General features: G+C 51.5%; 12 protein-coding genes, 3 tRNA genes and 3 rRNA genes. 11 read left to right on the forward strand and 7 right to left on the reverse strand.

Annotated elements, in window-relative coordinates; all coding sequences use genetic code 11:
* Window positions 1-66: 66 nt before the first annotated feature.
* The 11 genes from AACQ93_RS14675 to AACQ93_RS14725 all read left to right on the forward strand — a co-directional run bounded on the left by AACQ93_RS14675 (window position 67) and on the right by AACQ93_RS14725 (window position 18,504).
* A complete protein-coding gene (locus tag AACQ93_RS14675) occupies window positions 67-3,450 on the forward strand; it encodes a response regulator (RefSeq protein WP_064605895.1) in 3,384 nt (1,127 codons plus the stop codon).
* 735 nt (window positions 3,451-4,185) lie between these two features.
* Complete coding sequence (locus tag AACQ93_RS14680; protein WP_064605896.1) at window positions 4,186-5,862, forward strand: ABC transporter substrate-binding protein; 1,677 nt, start codon at window positions 4,186-4,188, stop codon at window positions 5,860-5,862.
* Between the two features lie 136 nt (window positions 5,863-5,998).
* Entirely contained in the window at window positions 5,999-6,985 is a 987-nt protein-coding gene (locus AACQ93_RS14685) for an ABC transporter permease (RefSeq protein ID WP_064605897.1), read from the forward strand.
* A 2-nt stretch (window positions 6,986-6,987) separates the two neighbouring features.
* Window positions 6,988-8,013 carry an ABC transporter permease gene (locus tag AACQ93_RS14690; protein WP_064605898.1) on the forward strand — a complete coding sequence of 342 codons (1,026 nt, stop codon included), beginning with the start codon at window positions 6,988-6,990 and terminating at the stop codon, window positions 8,011-8,013.
* Window positions 8,013-8,984, forward strand: a complete 972-nt coding sequence (locus tag AACQ93_RS14695; protein WP_064605899.1) for an ABC transporter ATP-binding protein — start codon at window positions 8,013-8,015, stop codon at window positions 8,982-8,984. Before AACQ93_RS14690 ends, AACQ93_RS14695 begins: the two co-directional genes overlap by 1 nt.
* Window positions 8,985-9,009: 25 nt before the next feature.
* Entirely contained in the window at window positions 9,010-10,005 is a 996-nt protein-coding gene (locus AACQ93_RS14700) for an ABC transporter ATP-binding protein (RefSeq protein ID WP_064605900.1), read from the forward strand.
* 11 nt (window positions 10,006-10,016) lie between these two features.
* On the forward strand, window positions 10,017-11,753 hold the full coding sequence (locus AACQ93_RS14705; RefSeq protein ID WP_064605901.1) for a glycoside hydrolase family 9 protein: 1,737 nt from the start codon (window positions 10,017-10,019) through the stop codon (window positions 11,751-11,753).
* Window positions 11,754-11,757: 4 nt separating this feature from the next.
* The gene (locus tag AACQ93_RS14710; RefSeq protein ID WP_369808746.1) at window positions 11,758-12,642 is read left to right on the forward strand and encodes a BadF/BadG/BcrA/BcrD ATPase family protein; all 885 of its coding nucleotides are present in this window, start codon (window positions 11,758-11,760) and stop codon (window positions 12,640-12,642) included.
* Between the two features lie 2 nt (window positions 12,643-12,644).
* Window positions 12,645-14,600 carry a beta-N-acetylhexosaminidase gene (locus AACQ93_RS14715; RefSeq protein ID WP_064605903.1) on the forward strand — a complete coding sequence of 652 codons (1,956 nt, stop codon included), beginning with the start codon at window positions 12,645-12,647 and terminating at the stop codon, window positions 14,598-14,600.
* Between the two features lie 20 nt (window positions 14,601-14,620).
* Window positions 14,621-17,020, forward strand: coding sequence for a GH36-type glycosyl hydrolase domain-containing protein (locus AACQ93_RS14720; RefSeq protein WP_064605904.1), 2,400 nt, complete (start codon window positions 14,621-14,623; stop codon window positions 17,018-17,020).
* A gap of 71 nt (window positions 17,021-17,091) precedes the next feature.
* Window positions 17,092-18,504 (forward strand): phosphoglucomutase/phosphomannomutase family protein, encoded by a 1,413-nt coding sequence (locus tag AACQ93_RS14725; protein WP_064605905.1) that lies wholly within the window; start codon window positions 17,092-17,094, stop codon window positions 18,502-18,504.
* Between the two features lie 141 nt (window positions 18,505-18,645).
* Here the strand turns inward: AACQ93_RS14725 and AACQ93_RS14730 are convergent, their stop codons facing one another.
* The 7 genes from AACQ93_RS14730 to AACQ93_RS14760 all read right to left on the reverse strand — a co-directional run bounded on the left by AACQ93_RS14730 (window position 18,646) and on the right by AACQ93_RS14760 (window position 24,502).
* On the reverse strand, window positions 18,646-18,951 hold the full coding sequence (locus AACQ93_RS14730) for an MliC family protein (RefSeq protein WP_064605906.1): 306 nt from the start codon (window positions 18,949-18,951) through the stop codon (window positions 18,646-18,648).
* 280 nt (window positions 18,952-19,231) lie between these two features.
* Window positions 19,232-19,308 (reverse strand) — tRNA-Asp (locus AACQ93_RS14735).
* Window positions 19,309-19,351: 43 nt separating this feature from the next.
* Window positions 19,352-19,467 (reverse strand): 5S ribosomal RNA (rrf, locus tag AACQ93_RS14740).
* Between the two features lie 87 nt (window positions 19,468-19,554).
* Window positions 19,555-22,442 (reverse strand): 23S ribosomal RNA (locus AACQ93_RS14745).
* A 243-nt stretch (window positions 22,443-22,685) separates the two neighbouring features.
* Window positions 22,686-22,761 (reverse strand) — tRNA-Ala (locus AACQ93_RS14750).
* Between the two features lie 42 nt (window positions 22,762-22,803).
* Window positions 22,804-22,880, reverse strand: a tRNA-Ile gene (locus tag AACQ93_RS14755).
* 70 nt (window positions 22,881-22,950) lie between these two features.
* Window positions 22,951-24,502: ribosomal RNA gene (locus AACQ93_RS14760) — 16S ribosomal RNA — on the reverse strand.
* The 16S, 23S and 5S rRNA genes sit together here with 3 tRNA genes alongside, the layout of an rRNA operon.
* Between the last annotated feature and the right edge of the window lie 14 nt (window positions 24,503-24,516).

The raw sequence follows: 24,516 nt of genomic DNA on the forward strand, positions 1-24,516 counted from the left end.
GCGATGCGGAAAAACCGGCAGTAAACATCATATTTCGTTTCAAGTCGGTTAATTTCAGGCACAGGAATGCAGAATACCACCCGTTTTAAACGTCTCCAGCATACCCTTATGCTCGCTTTTCTTGTTCTCAGCATTACTCCGCTGACATTCTCGGCCCTTTTCTTCTTAAACTCTCATACCAATGATCTGGCCGAGCAGAGCACTAACCACCTGGCTTCACTGCTTGAAAACAAGCAGAAACAGCTCAATGCCTTTTTTGCAGCCAGAACATCTGAAGTACAGAGCTTTGCCCGCTCGGAACTGGCTAACGCCAGCGGAGGACGATTTTACGGTCTGGTTGGTGCCTACAATCAACTGGGAGATATCGGTTATCTGACACAGGGGCAAGAACGCGACCGTTACTTCACAGAGACCCTGACCACTAAACCCGAAAACGGTAGTAACAGCAGCCATTACCTTGGTCACGAACGCTACCGCCTGATTTATAAACGCTATAACTGGGCATATGAGGAATACCTGAAACGCTCTGATTTCAGTGACATTCTGTTGGTCGATATCGAAGGCAACATCGTCTATTCCACTTTCAGCCCGAATAAATTCAGCTATAACCTGCAAGACGAGAACACACCGCTTCCGGCGTTGCGCCGGACGTTCGCCGCAATCAAAGCACAAACCAGCCAACAACAAATTGAGCCAGAGCATGTCCCTGTTGCCTTTACTGATTTCAGCCTCGATCCACTCAGCCAAAACTACACAGCCTGGTTTGCCGCACCTGTTATCCGCCAGGGATATCTCCACAGCTATGTATTCTTTCAGCTGCGTAATGACACCATCAGCAAACTTATCACCGATACCGGCAGCAGCAGTACCTACGTCCACACCCTGCTGATCGGCAGCGATCATCAGTCACGACTGTCTGGCTCACAATCACTGCCGGATAATCTCACCAGCACGAGTATCGAAAACGCCCTGTCCGGTATCAGCGGGGTCGGCAGCCTGCTCAACTTCCAGCAAGTCCCTGTACTAAGTGCCTTTGCGCCAATAGATGTCTTCGGCAATCACTGGGCATTGGTAATCGAATTACCGGAAGAGGAAGCCTTTGCCCGCATCCGCCAATTAGAAAAGCTGTTCGGGATCGCCATGGTGACAGCCATTGTACTGGTGATCATCGCATCGCACTGGCTATCAAACTCCATCACAGCTCCCCTGCTCCGCCTGACCTGGGCTGCCGAGCGGGTGTGTGCCGGTGATATGGACCAGAAAATAGAGGGAGCAGAGCGCGGCGACGAACTTGGTCGCCTTGCCACCAGCTTTGCCCGGATGCAGCGCTCAGTGCGTGAGAAAATGGCATTAATTCGCCAGCAGAACAATGAACTGGAACAGAGCCTGCAGGTGATCCAGAAGCAGAATGATGAGTTGCAGACCACCGACAAACTCAAAGATGAATTTTTGGCAACCACCTCGCATGAACTTCGCACTCCGCTGCATGGCATAGTCGGTATAGCCGAATCCCTGCTGGCCGGAGCAAACGGCCCGATCCAGCCCAACCAGCGACGCCAGTTGGAAATGCTAATCAACAGCGGCCAGCGCCTGACCAACCTGGTTGATGATCTGCTCGACTACCACAAAATGCGCTATGGCGATCTCGACATCAGCAAACAACCGGTAGACCTAGCGTCAGCAGTACGGCTGGTACTGGAGCTTTCCACACATCTGCTTGGCGGCAAACCCGTCAGAATCATCAACCAGATCCCAGATGACCTTCCACTAGTTCTAGGCGACGAACAGCGCCTGGAGCAGGTGCTGTATAACCTGGTCGGCAATGCCATCAAATACACCTCTGAGGGGAAAATAATCCTGTCGGCAACCCGGCTCGAGAACCAGCTTCGTATCCAAGTCGTGGATACCGGGCAGGGCATTGCACCTGAACAACTGGAGCATATTTTTGAACCACTCATCCAGGCCAACACCAACTGCAGCAGTTACCGACAAGGCGCCGGCCTCGGGCTTTCTATTAGTCGTCAGCTAATTGAGCTGATGGAAGGGCGACTCTACGTCAGCAGCCAACCAATGGTCGGCACTACCTTCAGTTTCACTCTGAATCTGGCATCAGAAGAAGACATAACAGAGATGCAGCAGCCACTCACCAACTCACACTTCCAGGCACCATCATCGGAAAGTACCCATTTCGATGATGCAGATTTGCCGGAAAATGCTGATGGTGATTTGCTGCTGATTGTCGATGATGAGCCAGTCAATCTTCAGGTTCTGACCAATTACCTGAGGCTTGAAGGCTATCGGGTGCTCACTGCTGAAAACGGCCCACAGGCACTGGAGTTACTGGAAAGCGAGCAACCTGCTCTGTTGTTGCTAGATATAATGATGCCAGGCATGAACGGCTATGAAGTCTGCCAGCAGCTTCGTAGAAAACATACACCTCTGTCACTGCCAATCATCATGCTATCGGCTCTGGGGCAGGTTCAGGACCGGGTTAAAGGATTTGAATACGGAGCCAATGACTACCTGACCAAACCTTTCAATAAAGAAGAACTGACAGCCAGGATCCGCGCCCATATTCAGGCCGGGAAAGCTGAATTCCGGCATCAAAAAAATCAGGAGCTGGAGCAGGAAATCAAGCACAGAGAACAAATTGAAGCCGGACTGCTGGAAACCCAGAGCCGCCTGTTAGGGCTGCTGGAATCGAGTTCAGAAGGGATAATCTGTGTTCAGGAAGACGGTCGTATCCGCTATGCCAATACCACGGCAGGAAAACTGTTTCAGCGCGCACCGGAAGTACTTGAACGACATAAGATTGAGGATATTCTTGCCACTCACCTTCCTGCCGACATCACCACCAGCCATCACTTCAACGGTAGTCTGCTGTATCACATCGGCGAAGCTCTGATACCGCTGGAAACCGATGTCATTAACCTGCCGGAAGGCGCTGGCCTCGCACGAATGCTAATTTTTGATAATGGCGGGGCAGCAACCCAGCAACGGGTTCAGGTATTGGAAGATGCAGTTGAAGTACTGTCTGGCTTCGCCTTTGATGGCAACAGGGAGAATCTTCAACAACTAAGGGAACTGGGCGGCGAGTTTACCCGTCTGGCCGACAAACTGAACAACACAGAATGCAAGACAGACTCTCTTCGTAACCTGCTTGTCGATGTGATGAAAGCCACCCTGATGCACTGGGAGGCCACCACGGCCAAAAGTAAGTTTGAGCTGGCAGAGGAAAGCGGCCTGTGGCGGGTATACCTCGATCGCAGTACGCTCCAGACCCGAACCCTAGACAAATACCTCCACCTGGAAACCCTGCCTAAATCACCTCGCTGGCGTACGGTTCTGAGCACCATCGACTTTGTTCTCGAACGTTGTCAGGCCCCGACTCCGCAGCGCCGGGAAATTGAGAGCATGAAGGATCGCCTCCAGCATCTTCTCAACCATTAATTACCGCCCAACCATTAATATCTTTAGTACAGGCCCGTTTTATCCGGGCCTTTATCGGCCTCATAGCTGCCCAGCCTGAGTCTCTTCCGCGTTTTTCTGAGATGAGAATAAAAGGGCACTTTTACGCCATAAAACTGCCAACAATCTCGAGTGACATCACTTTTTTCAGTGAGTGAATTTCAGAGTTCAACTACGGAAAAAAGCCTTTTTTAGTTATCCCGACAAGGAAAAAACAGCTGCATTTTCAGCCGGTTCTGCCGCTAATACGCACTCTGTTGGCAAAAAGATTTTGTTTATGAGAACCGACTCACAACAAATCAAGGATGCAAATTTTCCGTTGGGAATTAACTCAACCAGCAGCAGCGTCTTACATCACAATGGAAAGATAAGTCTTAAAGAGCCCTTATTAACGAGGCCATAAAGGATAGTGAACACTAACCTACCTAATGCAACTGAGATTGATAAATGTGAGCTCATAAGCAATTTCAATTTCATCAATAGCGTTTAGTGAAGACGAATTTAACGATATTGACAGCCGCTAGTGGCATTTTGACGTTTTTAACGGGAAGTCCGATTGACGCTCTGACCAATACAGAGTTTCCTTAGGTCACCTTAAGCCTGCAAGGCCATTCGATAAGAGCCATTTAAAACCTCTGTTGAAGCAGGTTCAAAGGGCCCCTGCGGGGGACATCAACTTCCATAAGTGAAACTAATAAGCAAGAGTAAGGAACAGCTATGCTTGCCAAAAAGAAAACCACGTTAGCACTCGCAGTGATTGCTGCAGCAACAACTATGATGACAGCCCCCATGGCGTCAGCTGCTGAACAATCCGAACTGACTATGGTATCTAAGTTCTACCCTACCTTTGTTCGTAACTTTAACCCGTACCTACAGACTCAGTTAGATACGGCTCAGGACTTCATTTATGAACCTCTGGTTGTCTTCAATGAACTGAAAGGCAACGAACCGGTAATGCGTCTGGCTAAAGACTATTTCATGTCTGACGACCTGATGCAGGTGACCTTTGAAATCCGCGACGGCGTAAAATGGTCTGACGGCAAACCGTTTACTGCTGAAGATGTTGAGTTCACCTATCAGTTGCTGAAAAAGCACCCTGAGCTAGACCGTACCGGTATCAATGCCCGCCTGAAATCAGTGAAAGCCGTCGGCAACAAAGTCATCTTCTCACTGACTGAGGCGAACTCTAATGTTCCGTATCTGATTTCCGAAGTTTCTGTCGTAGCCAAGCACGTATGGAGCAAAGTTAAAGACCCAACACGCTTCACCAATGAAAACCCTGTCGGTACAGGTCCGTTCACTGAAATCCAAACCTTTACTCCGCAACTTTACACCCAGTGCCGCAACCCGCACTACTGGGATAATGCCAACCTGGAAGTCGACTGTCTGCGCATGCCTCAGGTAGCCGGTAACGACCAGTTCCTTGGTCAGGCGCTAAGTGGCCAGTTCGACTGGACCTACTCATTCATTCCGGATGTAGACAGCACCTACGCTGCCGCCAGCCCTCACAACAAATACTGGTATCCTGCCGGCGGTACCCAGGCATTCATGCTGAACTACAAAACGCCAAACAAAGGCAACAACGAAGCTATTAACAACATCGACTTCCGCCGTGCCTTCTCAATGGCTATCGACCGCCAGACTATCATCGACATTGCTTTCTATGGCGGCGGTGTTATCAACGACTACGCATCCGGTCTGGGTCAGGCATTTGCCACATGGTCTGACGACAAGGTTTACAACAAGTACAAGCCGTACATGACTTACAACGCCAAGAAATCCAAAGCCATGCTGAAAAAAGCAGGCTTTAAAGATATCGATGGTGACGGTTTTGTTGAAACACCAAGCGGCAAGCAAATCAACCTGACGATTCAGTCACCTAACGGCTGGACAGACTTCAACAACACAGTACAGCTGAGTGTGGAAATGCTGGCAGAAGTCGGCATCAAGGCCAAGGCCAGCACACCAGACTTCTCTGTCTACAACCAGGCATTCCTGGATGCAACTTATGATGTTGCCTACACTAACTACTTCCACGGTGCAGACCCGTATACATACTGGGACAGCGGCTACCACTCCCGCCTACAGATGAGCGACGGTATGCCTCGCTTTGCCCTTCACTGGTGGAAGAACGAGAAGCTGGACAAGCTGCTGGATGGTTTCTACAAAACAGCAGACCGCGATGAGCAGAAGGACATTGCTCACAATATCCAGAAGATCATCGCAGAAAATCAGGTAACAATTCCTGTGATGTCTGGCGCTTACACTTCTCAGTACAACACTGCCCGCTTCACCGGCTGGTGGAATGAGAAGAATGCGAAAGGCCGTCCAATGCCTATCACCAACACGCAAGAACGCTTACTACAAGTACTTGATCTAAAACCTAAAGCGTAATCATTGCTTAACTTGCGGTGCGCCCGTTGCGCACCGCCTCTCCAACCTTCCCTTCACTTTTTAAATGATGGCCACTGGTCAGGGGATGGTGTGTCTTAAATCTGGTCGTAACAACTGGATGATTAAGGTGTGAGTTATGGGATTTTTTCTACGACGTTTGAGTTTCTACATTATTGCGCTCCTGGTCGCAATAACCATCAACTTCATAATACCGCGGGCTATGCCCGGCGATCCGGTCACCATGATGTTTGCCAACGCGGCAGTACAGGTCACCCCGGAACGTATCGCTGCAATGAAAGAACTGCTGGGCTTTGTTGATGGCCCAATCTACGAGCAATACTTTATTTACCTGAAAGGGATCCTGTCATGGGAGCTGGGTATTTCCATCCAGACCTTCCCGCAAACCGTTAACGAAGTACTGGGGAACGCGGTCGGCTGGTCACTGTTCCTGGCAGGTACGGCCGTTATCCTGGCGTTCTGCATCGGCTCCCTGCTGGGTATCTTCGCCGCCTGGTATCGCGGCAGCAAATATGATGCCTTCATTTCTCCGGGAATGATGGTTGTGCAGGCTGTTCCGCCAGTGGTGGTTGCCATGCTGGTGCTTTACACCTTTGCTATCGGTGCCCAGTGGTTCCCTTCCACTTATGCCTATACCGCAGGAACAATTCCGGACTGGACCAGCTGGGACTTCTATAAAGACATTGGCTACCACGCCGTGCTGCCTCTGTTCTGTGCCACCATCATTCAGATCGGCGGCTTCCTGATCAACATGCGTAACAACATGATCAACCTGCTCAATGAAGACTACATCACAATGGCAAAGGGTAAGGGCCTAAACGAGAACCGGGTGGTTTTCAAATACGCCGCCCGTAACGCCATGCTGCCGAGTGTCACCGCACTTTCAATGGCTATCGGTATGGCCATCGGCGGTCAGCTAATCATTGAAATGATCTTCAACTACCCAGGGCTTGGCACCGTTCTGCTCAATGCGATTAACGCCCGAGACTATCAGGTACTGCAAGGACAGCTACTGATTATGACCATGTTCATGCTGTTCTTTAACTTCTTGGCTGACATCCTCATCGTGGCACTGGATCCTCGCCTACGTAAGGGAGGGAAATAACAATGAAAGGATTCATCAAACTTATCAGCGGCAACACCAAAGCGTTAGTCGGGCTGATCATCATCGCCATCTTCATCTTCGGTGCCCTGTTTGCTCCTCTACTGACTGAACACGCACCGGACAAAAGAACCGGGAACCCGCATGAATATCCGGCCTGGGTAGTGAAATCCGCTCAGCACAACCCGGACGGCTGGGTAGCCGAAAACCTGGCAGATAACCGCCGTACTATGCTGATGTCGAAAAAAGCCGAACATACCTTGGGCACAACCCGAATGGGGCGTGATGTCTGGTCACAGGTTGTCTACGGTGCCCGCACATCTCTGGCCGTCGGCTTCGGTGCCGGTCTGATGGTGTGCTTCCTGGCAACCGTCATCGGGGTTTCTTCCGGTTACTTCGGCGGCCGGGTCGACAACATACTGTCAGCGGCAATGAACATCATGCTGGTTATTCCGCAGTTGCCACTGCTCTTCGTTATTGCCGCCTTCATCGGTCAGGCAGGGCCGCTCACCATTGCCATTGTTATCGGCATGACCTCCTGGGCCTGGGGTGCCAGGATCGTCCGGGCGCAAACCCTGTCATTGCGTGAAAAAGAATTCGTCAAAGCCGCTGAGGTACTTGGCGAGTCTTCCTGGCGCATCATCATGGTCGAAATCCTACCTAACCTGATTTCCATCGTCGGCGCCAGCTTCATAGGTTCTGTCATGCTCGCCATCATGACAGAAGCCACCCTGTCCTTCCTTGGCCTGGGTGATCCGAACAGCATCAGCTGGGGTGTCATGCTCTACAACGTCCAGACCTCCTCATCCATGCTGGTCGGCGCCTGGTGGGAACTGCTGTCACCATGTATCGCTCTGACCCTGATTGCTGTCGGCCTGGCCCTGCTGAACTTTGCCGTCGACGAAATCGCCAACCCGCAACTGCGCTCTCACAAAGGCATGCGTCGCTGGAAGAACCTGGCAAAACAGAACCAACTACAAACCAAAGCCGTTGTTACGCCACAGCCTGCCCTTGAAGGAGGAGAGAAATAATGAACAGTCCACAAATCTCCATTCGCAATCTGTGTGTTGACTACATTACCGATGCCGGTGATGTCCGGGCAGTAAACAATGTCAGCTTTGATATCGGTAAAGGTGAAATCTTTGGGCTGGCCGGTGAATCGGGCTGCGGCAAATCTACCGTCGCCTTCTCACTGATGCGCCTGCACAAGCCCCCCGCATTCATTACCGGCGGTGAAGTCTTCTTCGACGGCCATGGCGATATTCTCAGGTTCACCGAGCCACAGATGACCGCCTTCCGCTGGAGTGAAATCTCCATGGTGTTCCAGAGCGCCATGAATGCCCTAAACCCGGTTCTGACCATGGAAGAACAGTTCTGCGATGTCATTATGCGTCATACCAATATGACACGCGAACAGGCAATCCATCGTGCTAAAGGGCTGCTGGAAATCGTTGATATCCACCCAAGCCGCCTGCGTGATTACCCGCACCAGTTCTCCGGTGGTATGCGCCAGCGTCTGGTGATCGCTATCGCCCTGGCGCTAAACCCAAAGATGATCATCATGGACGAACCGACCACGGCGCTGGATGTGGTGGTTCAGCGGGAAATCCTGCAAAAAATCTATGCCCTGAAAGAGGAATTCGGTTTCTCCATCCTGTTCATCACCCATGACCTGTCACTGATGGTCGAGTTCTCCGATCGCATCGGCATCATGTATTCCGGTGAACTGGTTGAAGTAGCTCCGTCGAAGCAAATCCTGGAAAGCCCGTATCACCCGTATACCGAAGGGCTGGGTAACTCCTTCCCGCCCCTAACTGGGCCGAAAACCCGCCTGACAGGGATCCACGGCAACCCACTGAACCTGCTTGAAGTCCCGCAGGGATGTCGGTTCCAGGCCCGTTGTACCAAAGCCCATGAAACCTGTTTCTGCAAACCGACCCAACTACGTCAGTTGGAGCCGGGCCGTTTTTCCAACTGCCACCTGTTCAACAAATGCAGTTAATAACTAAAACAATTAAGGAGGCAATATGAGCAAGCCAGTTGGACAACCGATTATCGAAGGCAAAAACCTGATCAAAGATTTCCAGGTCAACAGCAACTCGCTGAAAAAGCCAATGATGCGGGCTATCAATGATGTGTCGTTCAAGATGTACAAAGGCCGCGGCCTGTCTGTAGTCGGCGAATCCGGCTCAGGTAAATCCACCACAGCCAAAATGATCGCCAAGATGTACCCGCCGACATCCGGCCATATCGAGTATTACGGCCGTGATATTGCGGATATCACCAAGAAAAAAGACATGATGCTCTACCGTCAGGGCGTACAGATGGTGTGGCAGGATCCATTCGGCTCCCTGAACCCGACGCATACCATTTTCCATCACATCGCTCGTCCCCTGCTGATCCACAACAAGGTGTCAAAGGGCAATAAAAAAGAGCTGGAGGAAATGGTCTATAGCCTGCTTGAACAGGTCGGCCTGATCCCGCCCAAAGAGACCGCTGCGAAATATCCCCACCAGTTGTCGGGCGGCCAGCGCCAGCGCGTCAATCTGGCCCGCAATATCGCCGTTGGTGCTGAAGTAGTCCTGGCTGATGAGCCGACATCAATGCTGGATGTGTCGATCCGCGCCGGGGTTCTGAACTTAATGGAAGAGATGAAGTTCGAGCGCGAAATGGCACTGCTGTATATCACTCACGATATCGCCACCGCCCGTTACATCGCTGAAGATCTGGCCGTCATGTACGTCGGCCACATGGTGGAATGGGGCGATACCGAAGAAATCATCCATGATCCGCAGCACCCGTACACCCAATTACTGGTCTCGGCAGTGCCGGATCCTAGTAAGTCCATCCACGAAAAGCTCAAAGGCAACAAGGGCGAAATTCCGTTATGGACACCGGAAAGCCTCGGCTGTCCGTTCGCCGGGCGCTGTACCCACACCACCGATAAATGCCGGGAGCGCTTACCGGAAGTCACTCAATTATCAGATAACCACTTCGTACGTTGTTATCTCTACGAGAAGTAAGCGGAGGAACAATGCAGCTGTTAACTAACCATATCGGATACGAACGTTTCGGCACCAAGCAGGCCATCCTGCAGGGAGAAACAGAACTGCCTGTCAGCCACGCAGAAATCATTCGCTGCCACGACAACCAATCCGTAATGCAGCTGCCAGTAAAGCCCTGCGGGACAATCGCACAATGGCATACCGGCAACACCAGCTCAATTGATTTCACCGACCTGACAGAATGCGGTGAATACCGGATCAGGGTCGGCGATACCTTATCGACACCTTTTGTGGTGGCAGAAGGGCTGCTGATGAGTCGGACTTTCAGTGATGTCCTCCACTATTTTAAATCCCAGCGCTGCGGTGGGATTTTTGACCATGTAGATAAACATGCGCCACTACTGGGTAGCCGGGAGCATGCCGATGTCCACGGAGGCTGGTATGACGCCTCCGGTGATGTCAGCAAGTATCTCAGTCACCTGTCTTTCAGTAACTACCTGAACCCGCAGCAGACCCCTATGGTGGTCTGGAACATGCTCAAATCATTCGAGTTACTGGCAGACGAAGATTCCATTGCTGATTTTACCCGCGTCCGCCTTATGGAAGAGGCTATTTTTGGCGCGGACTTTTTACTGCGGATGCAGCATCCGCAGGGTTATTTTTTTGTCACAGTGTTCGACAAGTGGAGTAAGTCCACGGGGCAACGGGAGATATGTTCATATTCAACGCAGGAGGGCATCAAATCAACTGACTATCAAGCCGGATTCCGTCAAGGCGGCGGTGTTGCTATCGCCGCCCTGGCCGGTGCCGCAAGATTACTCAAAACCCAGGCAGCAAACACGCTGGGCTGGGAGGACAACAACCGTTCACAACGCTACCTCAGTGCCGCTGAAACCGGCTACTGGCATCTGACAGAGATGAACGCTCAGTACCTTGATGACAGTACTGAAAATATTATTGACGAATATTGTGCCCTGTTGGCAGCAGTTGAGCTGTTCAGGGCAACACATGACAACCGCTACCTGGAAGCAGCCCGGCACTGGGCTGGCCGCCTTGCAGCCAGACAGCAATCAGACAACCACCAGCAGCACTTCTGGTCTGCAACCGCAGATGGCAGTCGCCCGTATTACCACGCCGCCGAAGCCGGGCTTCCAGCTATCAGCCTGATGCAATATCTGACCATAGAACATGATGAAAACAAACGCGAGGCAACGCTGGCAGTTATCACCAATGCCCTGCGGTTTGAGCTCAGAATCACCGGCGAGGTCAACAATCCGTTCGGTTACCCGCGTCAGTATATCCGCCCGGTCGGAGGCGAGAAACACAGCGCCTTCTTTATTCCTCACCACAACGAAAGCGGGTACTGGTGGCAGGGTGAGAATGCGCGTGTCGCCTCGCTGGCAGCAATGGCCGGCATGGCGCAAAACCTGGCTATCGACAGCAAGCTCAAAGTACAACTAAAGATCTATGCCCAAAAGCTGACCGACTGGATTCTGGGAATGAACCCGTTTGATATGTGCATGCTCGACGGCCATGGCCACAACAATCCTGATTACCTGCCGGACCTGGGCTTCTTCAATGCCAGAGGCGGGATCTGCAACGGCATCACCTCCGGGTTTGAAAACGAACAGGATATAGCCTTCAACCCGACCGGGCAGAAAGACGACATCTTGCAAAACTGGCGCTGGGGAGAACAGTGGATCCCACATGCCTGCTGGTACTTGCTTGCAATCACCACTCAGTTTAAGGAGCGACACCTTGGCTAACCCAATCAAATACTATGTTGGCGTTGATGGCGGCGGCACATCCTGCCGCGCCCGTATCTGTAATCTTCAGGGCAATATTCTGGGTGAAGCCAAAACCGGCAGTGCCAATATCCTGCTCGGCGGGCAAATTGCCATGGCTTCGGTGCAAGATGCGATAGCAACTGCGGCAGCTCAAGCCCAATTGACCGAAGGCGACTATAGCCAGATGTCTGTCGGGCTAGCTCTGGCTGGTGCCGAACAAAAACAAGCCTGGTATGACTTTATGGTGCTCCCTCACCCTTACGCTGCCATAACTATGAATACCGATGCCTACGGAGCCTGCCTCGGAGCCTGGCGCGGAAAAGAAGGCGCAATCCTTATCGCCGGTACCGGATCATGCGGCATTCTGCTCAAAGACAACCGTCAACATGTGATCGGAGGCCGGGAGTTTCCGATCTCCGATCAGGGCAGCGGTGCAGTAATGGGGCTGCGCTTAATTCAGCAGGTATTGCTCAGCGTCGATGAAATTGTCCCTCACACACCGCTGGCACAGCATGTCATGGCTCATTTTGATCATGATGTCGATGCGATTGTCACCTGGTCCAAAACCGCCCGTCCTTGTGATTACGGTCAATTCTCACCAGCTATTTTTGCCCATGCTGCGCAGGGAGACAGCCTTGCTGTTGAGCTGTTGAAACAAACCGCAGCCGATATAGAAATGTGGTTGTCCGCACTGATCCAGCGCGGAGCAGAACAAATCTGCCTGATGGGCAGCATAGGTGAACGTATCCGTCCATGGTTGACTCCGCCGCTACAGGCAAAGCTGGCAGAGCCTCAGGGCGATGCGATGGATGGTGCCATAGCCATGGCACAAACAGGCAACCACAACCTTTTTCCTCCGGAGGTGTGACGATGAGCTACCGTCTTGATCTCACCGTAATCGACAAAAGCGAACAAGCTTCCCGCTTTGCCCTGACCCTGCATAACCTCAGCGATAAGCCGCTATACAACTGGTCACTCCATTTCACCATTGGCCGTTGGATCTCGGCTGACAGTTTGTCCAAAGGCAAACTAAGCCAGCTGGGCAGCTATTGCATCCTAACTCCGGACAATGCATCGCCGCTTGCGCCAAATTCTCATTTTTATACTGAGTTCAACATTGGCACTAAGCCGTTCACCCTGCACGATGACGGCATTATTGATGCGTTCCTCAACATATCTTCAGGCAATACCCCGATCCATCCTATTCCGATTGAAATAACCACCATCGATTTGGATCAGCCGGCGACCGAGCATGTTTCATCACCATTACCGCCAGCCAAAGCAGTGAGCTTGATCCCGGCACCGGATTCATTAACCCGGCTACAGGGTGAATTCAGGCTTAACCAACACACGGCAATTACTACTCCGCCGGAAGCTGCAGTCGGCAGTACCCGCTGGTTGCAGACTGAAATGAATAAACTGCTGCATGAAGATTTGCCGATTAAAGAGCAGGGGAATATCACTTACCAGCTCCACGAAAACATGGCTGAAGGTGCTTATCATCTACTGATTGAGCCTGACCACATCTGGCTTCAGGCCGGCTCTGCATCCGGTTTTGTTCATGCCACCTCATCCCTGCTGCAACTCATTCCGGCCATGCCATCGCATCAGGCCGATGCCGCTTATATCCTGCCTATGGTGGAGATCCAGGATCAGCCTCATTATGCCCACCGCGGCATGATGCTCGACTGTGCCCGCCATTTTCATCCGGTCAAGCGGCTCAAACACCTGCTTGATCAGCTGGCCCGCTATAAATTTAATACCTTCCACTGGCACCTGACTGACGACGAAGGCTGGCGGATTGAAATCGACGCATTCCCAGAGCTGACCGAAATCGGTGCCTGGCGCGGCCCGAATGAAATGCTCAAACCGCAGTTCACCACCATCAGCCAACAATATGGTGGCTACTACAGCAAGCAGGAGATCAGGGAGCTGATTGCCTATGCCAGCGATCGCGGGATCACCATTATTCCTGAGATAGATATTCCGGGACATTGCCGTGCTGCCATCAAATCCCTGCCAGCTCTGCTGATGGATCCGGATGACCATTCCGAGTACCGCAGTATTCAAGGCTACCCGGATAATATCCTGTCTCCGGCTCTGCCCGGCACCTACACCTTTATCGCCAAGGTACTGGAAGAAGTCTGCGAACTTTTCCCTGCTCCCTACATCCATATCGGCGGAGACGAAGTCCCGCAAGGCGTGTGGACCGACAGCCAAGCCTGCCAGGCAATGATGGAACAATACGGCTACCGAGAACACAGTGAGCTGCAGGGACATATCCTGCGCTTCGCTGAAGAGTGCCTACAGGCCAAAGGAAGGCGAATGATGGGCTGGGAAGAGGCAGCTAAAGGCGACAAGCTGAGCACTGACGCCATTATATTCTCCTGGCTGAGTGAAGAAGCCGGACAAGTCTGCGCAGATAAAGGCCACGATGTCATTCTGCAACCGGCACAGCATACCTATCTCGACCTTGCCCAAAGCGATGCGGCTGACGAACCCGGTGTTGACTGGGCTGGCAGGCTACCACTGGAACAGGTCTACAACTACCGGCCATTCTCATCACTCGAAAACGACGATCCGGCACACCAGCATGTTCTGGGGATTCAGGGCGGTCTGTGGTGTGAGCTCGTCAACAGTCAGAGCCGGCTGGAATTCATGCTCTATCCTCGCCTACTGGCAATTGCCGAACTGGGCTGGACTCCCCCGGAAAAAAGAAACTGGAACGACTTCAGGGCTCGGCTTCATGGTCAGATGCCTTATCTGGACAGAGCCGGCATCAACTACCGCCACTGTGAAGCACCGAGCAGCGCTGAATCTATTTAATAAGAAAAGGACTGAAAGTAATGAAATACGGTTATTTTGATAACGATAACAGAGAATACGTCATCACCCGACCGGATGTACCTGCGCCATGGACAAATTACCTGGGCACTGAAAAATTCTGTACCGTAATTTCACACAATGCAGGAGGATACTCCTTCTACAAATCACCGGAATATAATCGGATCACTAAATTCCGTCCTAATGCTACTTTTGACCGCCCCGGACACTATGTCTATCTGCGCGATGATATCAGCGGGGATTACTGGTCCATTTCATGGCAACCGGTCGCCAAAAGTCTAGATGAAGCCAAATACGAAGTACGTCACGGCCTGTCATACTCAAAGTTCAAATGTGAGTACAACGGCATCACCGCTCAGAAAACCCTGTTTGTCCCTAAAGGTGAAGATGCCGAAATCTGGGATATTGTGTTGAAAAACGACAGTGATACACCACGCACTATCTCCGCTTTTTCTTTCGTCGAGTTTTCATTCAGCCATATTCAGTCCGATAACCAAAACCATCAGATGAGCCTGTACTCCTCCGGCACCTCTTATCATGATGGCGTTATCCTCTACGACCTCTATTACAACACCAACGAATACGAAGGTTTCTATTACTTAGCATCCAGCTTCGAACCTGACAGCTATGACGGTCAGCGCGATTCCTTCATCGGCCTGTACCGTGATGAAGCCAATCCGATTGCCGTTAAAAAAGGCCGTTGCTCAAACCACGTACAAACCTGCTATAACCAGTGCGGCGCGTTACACAAACAGTTCACCCTCCAGCCGGGTGAAGAAGTCCGTTTCAACTTCATCCTTGGGCTTGGAAAGCAAGAAGGAGACCGTTTACGTGAAAAATATCAAGACTTCACCAATGTTGATGCCGCATTTAATGAAATCAAAGCGCACTGGGACACTCGTTGTAATAAGTTCCGCGTGAAATCGCCAAACCCGGGTCTTGATACCATGATCAATGCCTGGACCCTGTATCAGGCAGAAACCTGTGTGGTCTGGTCCCGCTTTGCCTCCTTCATTGAAGTCGGAGGCCGAACCGGGCTGGGATACCGGGATACCGCCCAGGACTCGATGGCCGTCCCTCATACTAATCCGCAGATGACCAAAAAGCGTATTCTTGATCTGCTGCGCGGTCAGGTAAAAGAAGGCTATGGCCTGCACCTGTTTGATCCTGACTGGTTCGATCCGGAAATGGAAGATGTAGCTCCATCCAAGTCACCGACAGTGGTCCCGACACCAAGCGATGAAGACAAAATCCATGGCCTGGCAGATACCTGTTCTGACGATGCCCTCTGGCTGGTTCCGACCATCTGCAGTTATGTCATGGAAACTGGTGAAACCGGCTTCTTTGATGAAGTCATTACTTATGCTGACGGCGGTGAAGGCACCGTTTATGAACACATGACCCGTATCCTTGATTTCTCCGCCAGGCATGTCGGTCAAACCGGGATCTGCAAAGGCCTTAGGGCCGACTGGAACGACTGCCTGAACCTGGGCGGCGGTGAATCGGCCATGGTGTCATTCCTTCACTACTGGGCACTGCAGGAGTTTGTCGACTGCGCTAACTTCCTCGGCAAGCACAGTGATGCCGACAAGTACGCCACCATGGCAGAAGGCGTCAGACAAGCCTGTGAAACGCACCTGTGGGACGGCGACTGGTACATTCGCGGCATAACAAAGAACGGCGAAAAGATCGGTACCAGTATCCAAACCGAAGGGAAAGTTCATCTGGAATCAAATACCTGGGCCGTGGTTTCCGGTGCTGCTTCACCGGAACGCGGACGCAAAGCTATGGATTCGGTCGATCAGTACCTTTACTCACCTTACGGCCTGCATCTCAATGCACCATCATTCGCAACCCCGAATGACGATATCGGCTTTGTCACCCGCGTCTATCAGGGCGTAAAAGAAAACGGGGCGATTTTCTCTCACCCAAACCCATGGGCCTGGGTGGCCGAAGCCAAACTAGGTCGCGGCGATCAGGCCATGAAGTTCTACGACGCCCTGAATCCGTATAACCAGAACGACATGATCGAAGTCCGACATGCGGAGCCTTATTCATACGTGCAATTTGTTATGGGCCGGGATCACCAGGATCATGGCCGAGCCAACCACCCTTGGCTGACAGGCTCCTCCGGCTGGGCTTATATCGCGGCAACCAACTGGATCCTAGGGGTTCGACTAAGTTTCGATGGCCTGATTGTTGATCCGTGTATCCCGACAGACTGGCCGGGCTTTGAAGTAACCCGTGAATGGCGCGGTGCGACTTATCACATCAGAGTGGAAAACCCTGTTCATGTCAGTAAGGGGGTCAAATCAATCCGCTTAAATGGCGAAGACATTGAAGGAGCCATCGCGCCTCAAGCCGAAGGTTCCGTCAACACAATATCCGTTGTCATGGGTTAATACTTTTTTTGGGGGGGATGTTCACCCCCGTCATTTAGTTATTCAACTAAGATAGAAATAGGAGTTCCGCTATGATTCAGTTTGGAACCGGAGGTTGGCGAGCCCTGATCGGTGAAGACTTCACCAAGGCCAATGTACAGCTGGTCGCGCAAGCCCTAGCAAATATCATGACTCAGGAGAAGGTAACAGACAGAGGCTTTGTGATCGGCTATGACCGCCGTTTCCTCTCTGACAAAGCCGCCAGCTGGTTTTCAGAAGTACTGGCAGGTAATGGCATCAGAGTCAGCTTCATTGACAAATATGTACCCACACCGATTGTGATGTTCAAGGCTAAACAAACAGGCACCGCATATTCTGGCTGTATCACTGCCTCGCACAATCCGGCTGACTACAATGGGATTAAAATCTTCATTGAGGGTGGGCGTGATGCCAATGAAGAAATTACAAACAAAATAGAAACGCAGATTGCAACATTAACCACAGACGATATCAACGTCGTTGATTTTGAAGATGCACTCACCGACCAGCTGATTGAGCAAATCAATCCGATGAATGATTTTGTCGACTCAATTATCAACTTTATCGATGTTGAGGCCATCAAAAGAGCAAATTTGCGAGTCCTGATCGACCCTATGTTCGGCGTTGCGAAAAATGCCCTGCAAACGGTACTTATCACCGGACGTTGTGATGTCGATGTGATCAACGATACCCAAAACCCTGCTTTCGGTGGACTAATGCCGTCCCCCAGTGCAGCAACCCTTTACCGATTAAAACACCTGGTCGCCCATGAGGGATACGACATTGGTATCGGTACCGATGGGGATGCCGACCGCCTGGGCATAATCGACGAAAAAGGTAATTTCATACACCCTAATGAAGTCCTGATGCTGCTCTACTACTATCTGCTGGAATACAAAGGCTGGAAAGGTTCAGTTGTTCGCAACATCGCCACCACACACCTGCTTGATAAAATTGCGGCAGCACACGGAGAAAAATCCTTTGAAGTCCCGGTCGGCTTTAAGCACGTCAGTGCCCAAATGGAAGCAGATGACTCTCTGATCGGTGGCGAAAGCTCAGGTGGCCTGACTATCCGAGGTCATATTAAAGGGAAAGACGGCGTATTCGCCTCCAGCCTGCTGGTGGAGATGATCAGTGTCACCGGTAAAAAGCTGTCTGAAATGCTGGATGAAATCTATAGCAATTATGGCTACGCCTATACAGCGGAAGGAGACTGCAACTTCAAACCAACAGAACGTCAGCGCCTTTACGACAAAATTTATGTTCAGAAAGCACTGCCTGATTTCGGTTATGAAGTCGAGAAAGTCAGCTATGCCGATGGTGCCAAAGTGTATTTCAAAAACGGCGGCTGGGCACTGGCTCGCTTCTCCGGCACAGAACCTTTACTACGTCTGTTCGCCGAAATGGAGGACAAAGAACAGGCAGAAAACATCATTCATCAACTGAAATCATTTCTGCACATTTAACTAATTTCAGCCCTGCTCTTTTTAGCTCTACCGCTGACAGAGCAGACGTTGAGACCGTGAGCAATCTCGGCATAGCTGTTATTTTCGCAACCCTCAGGTTTCGGGTTTTAGCGGCAAGGGTAGTTTCAAACTACCCTTTTTTTATTCTCTGGCAGCACAACCTTCAAGCCGCACCTCATCCCACTCCAGCATGGCCTCATCACCTTTAGTGTACAGATAAGTGCTCCCTTCAACATCACGATACTGAGCCCCTGAAGCCGAGCGCCGACGTTCCAGTGTTCTAGTTTTATTAAGATACGTAATTTCCACAGATTCCGCGGTCGGATAAGTCACCGCAAAATACTGTCCTTGTTGGCAGTCGTAGATGATCTCTACCGGAAAATAACTCTGATCAACGGTACAACCAGCAAGTATCCCCATAGTCACAGCTAAGTATATCTTTTTCATTGTTTATCCCTTCACTGGGTTCTCTCACTGATAAGTCTAGCAATAAGAACAAAGATCAGTATGCAATGATGAAAATAAGAGAAACGAGAAAAGATAATGAGTGGAGAGTAATTAACGCAAAATCCTAAGCATTTCTGCCGGTACGCGCAGAAAGGGCTTCTTAATAAGAGGCAGAGCTACTAGGCCGTCACTCCGGCAGGACTCATTCATCCGTAGGACGAACATTAAAAATGTCCAAACGTAAAAAAACCCAAGTCTTTCGACTTGGGCTTAGTATAAGTGGCGGAGCGGACGGGACTCGAACCCGCGACCCCCGGCGTGACAGGCCGGTATTCTAACCAACTGAACTACCGCTCCACTCAGGATTAACGTTCGTTCACAACGCTAACCTAAATTGGAAGCCTGGCGATGTCCTACTCTCACATGGGGAGGCCCCACACTACCATCGGCGCTATTACGTTTCACTACTGAGTTCGGCATGGGATCAGGTGGGTCCATAATGCTATGGTCGCCAAGCAAAATTCTTACAATCTTGAAAACTGTCTAGGTTCTCGCACTACATTCAAGTGCTCATGGAGTCCAATAAAACCCCTTGGGTGTTGTATGGTTAAGCCTCACGGGCAATTAGTACAGGTTAGCTCAACGCCTCACAGCGCTTACACACCCTGCCTATCAACGTTCTAGTCTTGAACAGCCCTTCAGGATACTTGAAGTATCAGGGATGACTCATCTTGAGGCTCGCTTCCCGCTTAGATGCTTTCAGCGGTTATCGATTCCGAACTTAGCTACCGGGCAATGCGTCTGGCGACACAACCCGAACACCAGCGGTTCGTCCACTCCGGTCCTCTCGTACTAGGAGCAGCCCCTCTCAATCATCCAGCGCCCACGGCAGATAGGGACCGAACTGTCTCACGACGTTCTAAACCCAGCTCGCGTACCACTTTAAATGGCGAACAGCCATACCCTTGGGACCGACTTCAGCCCCAGGATGTGATGAGCCGACATCGAGGTGCCAAACACCGCCGTCGATATGAACTCTTGGGCGGTATCAGCCTGTTATCCCCGGAGTACCTTTTATCCGTTGAGCGATGGCCCTTCCATTCAGAACCACCGGATCACTATGACCTGCTTTCGCACCTGCTCGAACCGTCATTCTCGCAGTCAAGCGGGCTTATGCCATTGCACTAACCTCACGATGTCCGACCGTGATTAGCCCACCTTCGTGCTCCTCCGTTACGCTTTGGGAGGAGACCGCCCCAGTCAAACTACCCACCAGGCACTGTCCTCACCCCGGATGACGGGGCCAAGTTAGAACATCAACACTACAAGGGTGGTATTTCAAGGACGGCTCCACAGATACTGGCGTACCTGCTTCGAAGCCTCCCACCTATCCTACACATGTAGGGTCAATGTTCAGTGCCAAGCTGTAGTAAAGGTTCACGGGGTCTTTCCGTCTAGCCGCGGGGACGCAGCATCTTCACTGCGATTTCAATTTCACTGAGTCTCGGGTGGAGACAGCGTGGCCATCATTACGCCATTCGTGCAGGTCGGAACTTACCCGACAAGGAATTTCGCTACCTTAGGACCGTTATAGTTACGGCCGCCGTTTACCGGGGCTTCGATCAAGAGCTTCGACCTAAGTCTAACCCCATCAATTAACCTTCCGGCACCGGGCAGGCGTCACACCGTATACGTCATCTTTCGATTTTGCACAGTGCTGTGTTTTTAATAAACAGTTGCAGCCACCTGGTATCTGCGACTGCCGGCAGCTCCAAGAGCAAGTCTCTTCACCGCCAGCAGCGTACCTTCTCCCGAAGTTACGGTACCATTTTGCCTAGTTCCTTCACCCGAGTTCTCTCAAGCGCCTTGGTATTCTCTACCTGATCACCTGTGTCGGTTTGGGGTACGATTCCTTACTATCTGAAGCTTAGAGGCTTTTCCCGGAAGCATGGCATCAATGACTTCACTGCCGTAGCAGCTCGACATCGGGTCTCAGCCTAACGTATTCCCGGATTTGCCTAAGAATACAGCCTACACCCTTGAACCAGGACAACCGTCGCCTGGCCCACCTAGCCTTCTCCGTCCCCCCATCGCAATAGTAAGAAGTACGGGAATATTAACCCGTTTCCCATCGACTACGCCTTTCGGCCTCGCCTTAGGGGTCGACTCACCCTGCCCCGATTAACGTTGGACAGGAACCCTTGATCTTCCGGCGAGGAGGTTTTTCACCCCCTTTATCGTTACTCATGTCAGCATTCGCACTTCTGATACGTCCAGCAAGCCTTACGACTCACCTTCAACCGCTTACAGAACGCTCCCCTACCCAATACGCTAATGCGCATTGCCGCAGCTTCGGTGTATAGCTTAGCCCCGTTAAATCTTCCGCGCAGGCCGACTCGACCAGTGAGCTATTACGCTTTCTTTAAATGATGGCTGCTTCTAAGCCAACATCCTGGCTGTCTGAGCCTTCCCACATCGTTTCCCACTTAGCTATAACTTTGGGACCTTAGCTGGCGGTCTGGGTTGTTTCCCTCTCCACGACGGACGTTAGCACCCGCCGTGTGTCTCCCGGATAGTACTTACTGGTATTCGGAGTTTGCAAAGGGTTGGTAAGTCGGGATGACCCCCTAGCCTTAACAGTGCTCTACCCCCAGTAGTATTCGTCCGAGGCGCTACCTAAATAGCTTTCGGGGAGAACCAGCTATCTCCAGGTTTGATTGGCCTTTCACCCCTAGCCACAAGTCATCCGCTAATTTTTCAACATTAGTCGGTTCGGTCCTCCAGTAAGTGTTACCTCACCTTCAACCTGCCCATGGCTAGATCACCTGGTTTCGGGTCTAATCCCAGCAACTGCACGCCCAGTTAAGACTCGGTTTCCCTACGGCTCCCCTATTCGGTTAACCTTGCTACTGAAATTAAGTCGCTGACCCATTATACAAAAGGTACGCAGTCACCCCGAAGGGCTCCTACTGCTTGTACGTACACGGTTTCAGGTTCTATTTCACTCCCCTCACAGGGGTTCTTTTCGCCTTTCCCTCACGGTACTGGTTCACTATCGGTCAGTCAGGAGTATTTAGCCTTGGAGGATGGTCCCCCCATGTTCAGACAGGATATCACGTGTCCCGTCCTACTCGATTTCACTCGTTATGCGCCGTCGGCTACGGGGCTGTCACCCTGTATCGCCAAGCTTTCCAGCTTGTTCACCTAACGCAAGACTAGCTTAAGGGCTAATCCGGTTTCGCTCGCCGCTACTGCCGGAATCTCGGTTGATTTCTGTTCCTCGGGGTACTTAGATGTTTCAGTTCCCCCGGTTCGCCTCACTAGGCTATGTATTCACCTAGTGATACTTGCTTATGCAAGTGGGTTTCCCCATTCGGAAATCCGAGAGTATAGTGATTCTTACCATCTCCTCTCGGCTTATCGCAGGTTAGCACGTCCTTCATCGCCTCTGACTGCCAAGGCATCCACCGTGTACGCTTAGTCACTTAACCATACAACCCCAAGAGGTTTCGTATGGCAAACAACCAAGGTTTTCCATCTGAGTATTGATGGAATAGTTTTGCCGGACTCTTACACAAGACACTTGAATGTGTATTGCTTGAGAACTCGTTTGTCTTTCGACAAACAATAATTCAATTATGAATTACTAGTCAGCTTTCCAGATTGTTAAAGAGCATGTGTTTCCATCACAGGAACCACTTTCTAAACACACTCAGAAGAATGTTTTTAGAGAGTGGTGGAGCTAAGCAGGATCGAACTGCTGACCTCCTGCGTGCAAGGCAGGCGCTCTCCCAGCTGAGCTATAGCCCCAACGAAATCCGATATCATCACCACTGCCTCTGGGAGAAGAAGTGGTGGGTCTGAGTGGACTTGAACCACCGACCTCACCCTTATCAGGGGTGCGCTCTAACCACCTGAGCTACAGACCCGATACCGTATGTCTTTTACTATTAACCAAGCAATCTGTGTGGACACTGCATCAAATGAGCAGTCTATCGTTAAGGAGGTGATCCAGCCCCAGGTTCCCCTAGGGCTACCTTGTTACGACTTCACCCCAGTCATGAACCACACCGTGGTAAACGCCCTCCCGAAGGTTAAGCTATCTACTTCTGGTGCAGCCCACTCCCATGGTGTGACGGGCGGTGTGTACAAGGCCCGGGAACGTATTCACCGTGGCATTCTGATCCACGATTACTAGCGATTCCGACTTCATGGAGTCGAGTTGCAGACTCCAATCCGGACTACGACATACTTTCTGGGATTCGCTCACCATCGCTGGCTGGCCGCCCTCTGTATATGCCATTGTAGCACGTGTGTAGCCCTACTCGTAAGGGCCATGATGACTTGACGTCGTCCCCACCTTCCTCCGGTTTATCACCGGCAGTCTCCCTGGAGTTCCCACCCGAAGTGCTGGCAAACAAGGATAAGGGTTGCGCTCGTTGCGGGACTTAACCCAACATTTCACAACACGAGCTGACGACAGCCATGCAGCACCTGTCTCACGGTTCCCGAAGGCACTCCTCTATCTCTAAAGGATTCCGTGGATGTCAAGAGTAGGTAAGGTTCTTCGCGTTGCATCGAATTAAACCACATGCTCCACCGCTTGTGCGGGCCCCCGTCAATTCATTTGAGTTTTAATCTTGCGACCGTACTCCCCAGGCGGTCTACTTAACGCGTTAGCTCCGAAAGCCAGAACTCAAGGTCCCAACCTCCAAGTAGACATCGTTTACGGCGTGGACTACCAGGGTATCTAATCCTGTTTGCTCCCCACGCTTTCGCATCTGAGCGTCAGTCTTTGTCCAGGGGGCCGCCTTCGCCACCGGTATTCCTTCAGATCTCTACGCATTTCACCGCTACACCTGAAATTCTACCCCCCTCTACAAGACTCTAGCCTGCCAGTTCAAAATGCTGTTCCGAGGTTAAGCCCCGGGCTTTCACATCTTGCTTAACAGACCGCCTGCATGCGCTTTACGCCCAGTAATTCCGATTAACGCTCGCACCCTCCGTATTACCGCGGCTGCTGGCACGGAGTTAGCCGGTGCTTCTTCTGCAGCTAACGTCAAAGATGCACGCTATTAACGTACACCCCTTCCTCACTGCTGAAAGTACTTTACAACCCGAAGGCCTTCTTCATACACGCGGCATGGCTGCATCAGGGTTTCCCCCATTGTGCAATATTCCCCACTGCTGCCTCCCGTAGGAGTCTGGACCGTGTCTCAGTTCCAGTGTGGCTGATCATCCTCTCAGACCAGCTAGGGATCGTCGCCTTGGTGAGCCGTTACCCCACCAACTAGCTAATCCCACCTGGGCTAATCCTGACGCGAGAGGCCCGAAGGTCCCCCTCTTTACTCCGAAGAGATTATGCGGTATTAGCTATCGTTTCCAATAGTTATCCCCCACATCAGGGCATATTCCCAGGCATTACTCACCCGTCCGCCGCTCGCCGCCCATAATTTCCACCGAAGCTTCTATTATGTCGCTGCCGCTCGACTTGCATGTGTTAGGCCTGCCGCCAGCGTTCAATCTGAGCCATGATCAAACTCTTCAATTCAAGTTTTGGCTCAA

This window comes from Photobacterium sp. J15 (assembly GCF_963870815.1).
GTDB lineage: Bacteria > Pseudomonadota > Gammaproteobacteria > Enterobacterales > Vibrionaceae > Photobacterium > Photobacterium marinum.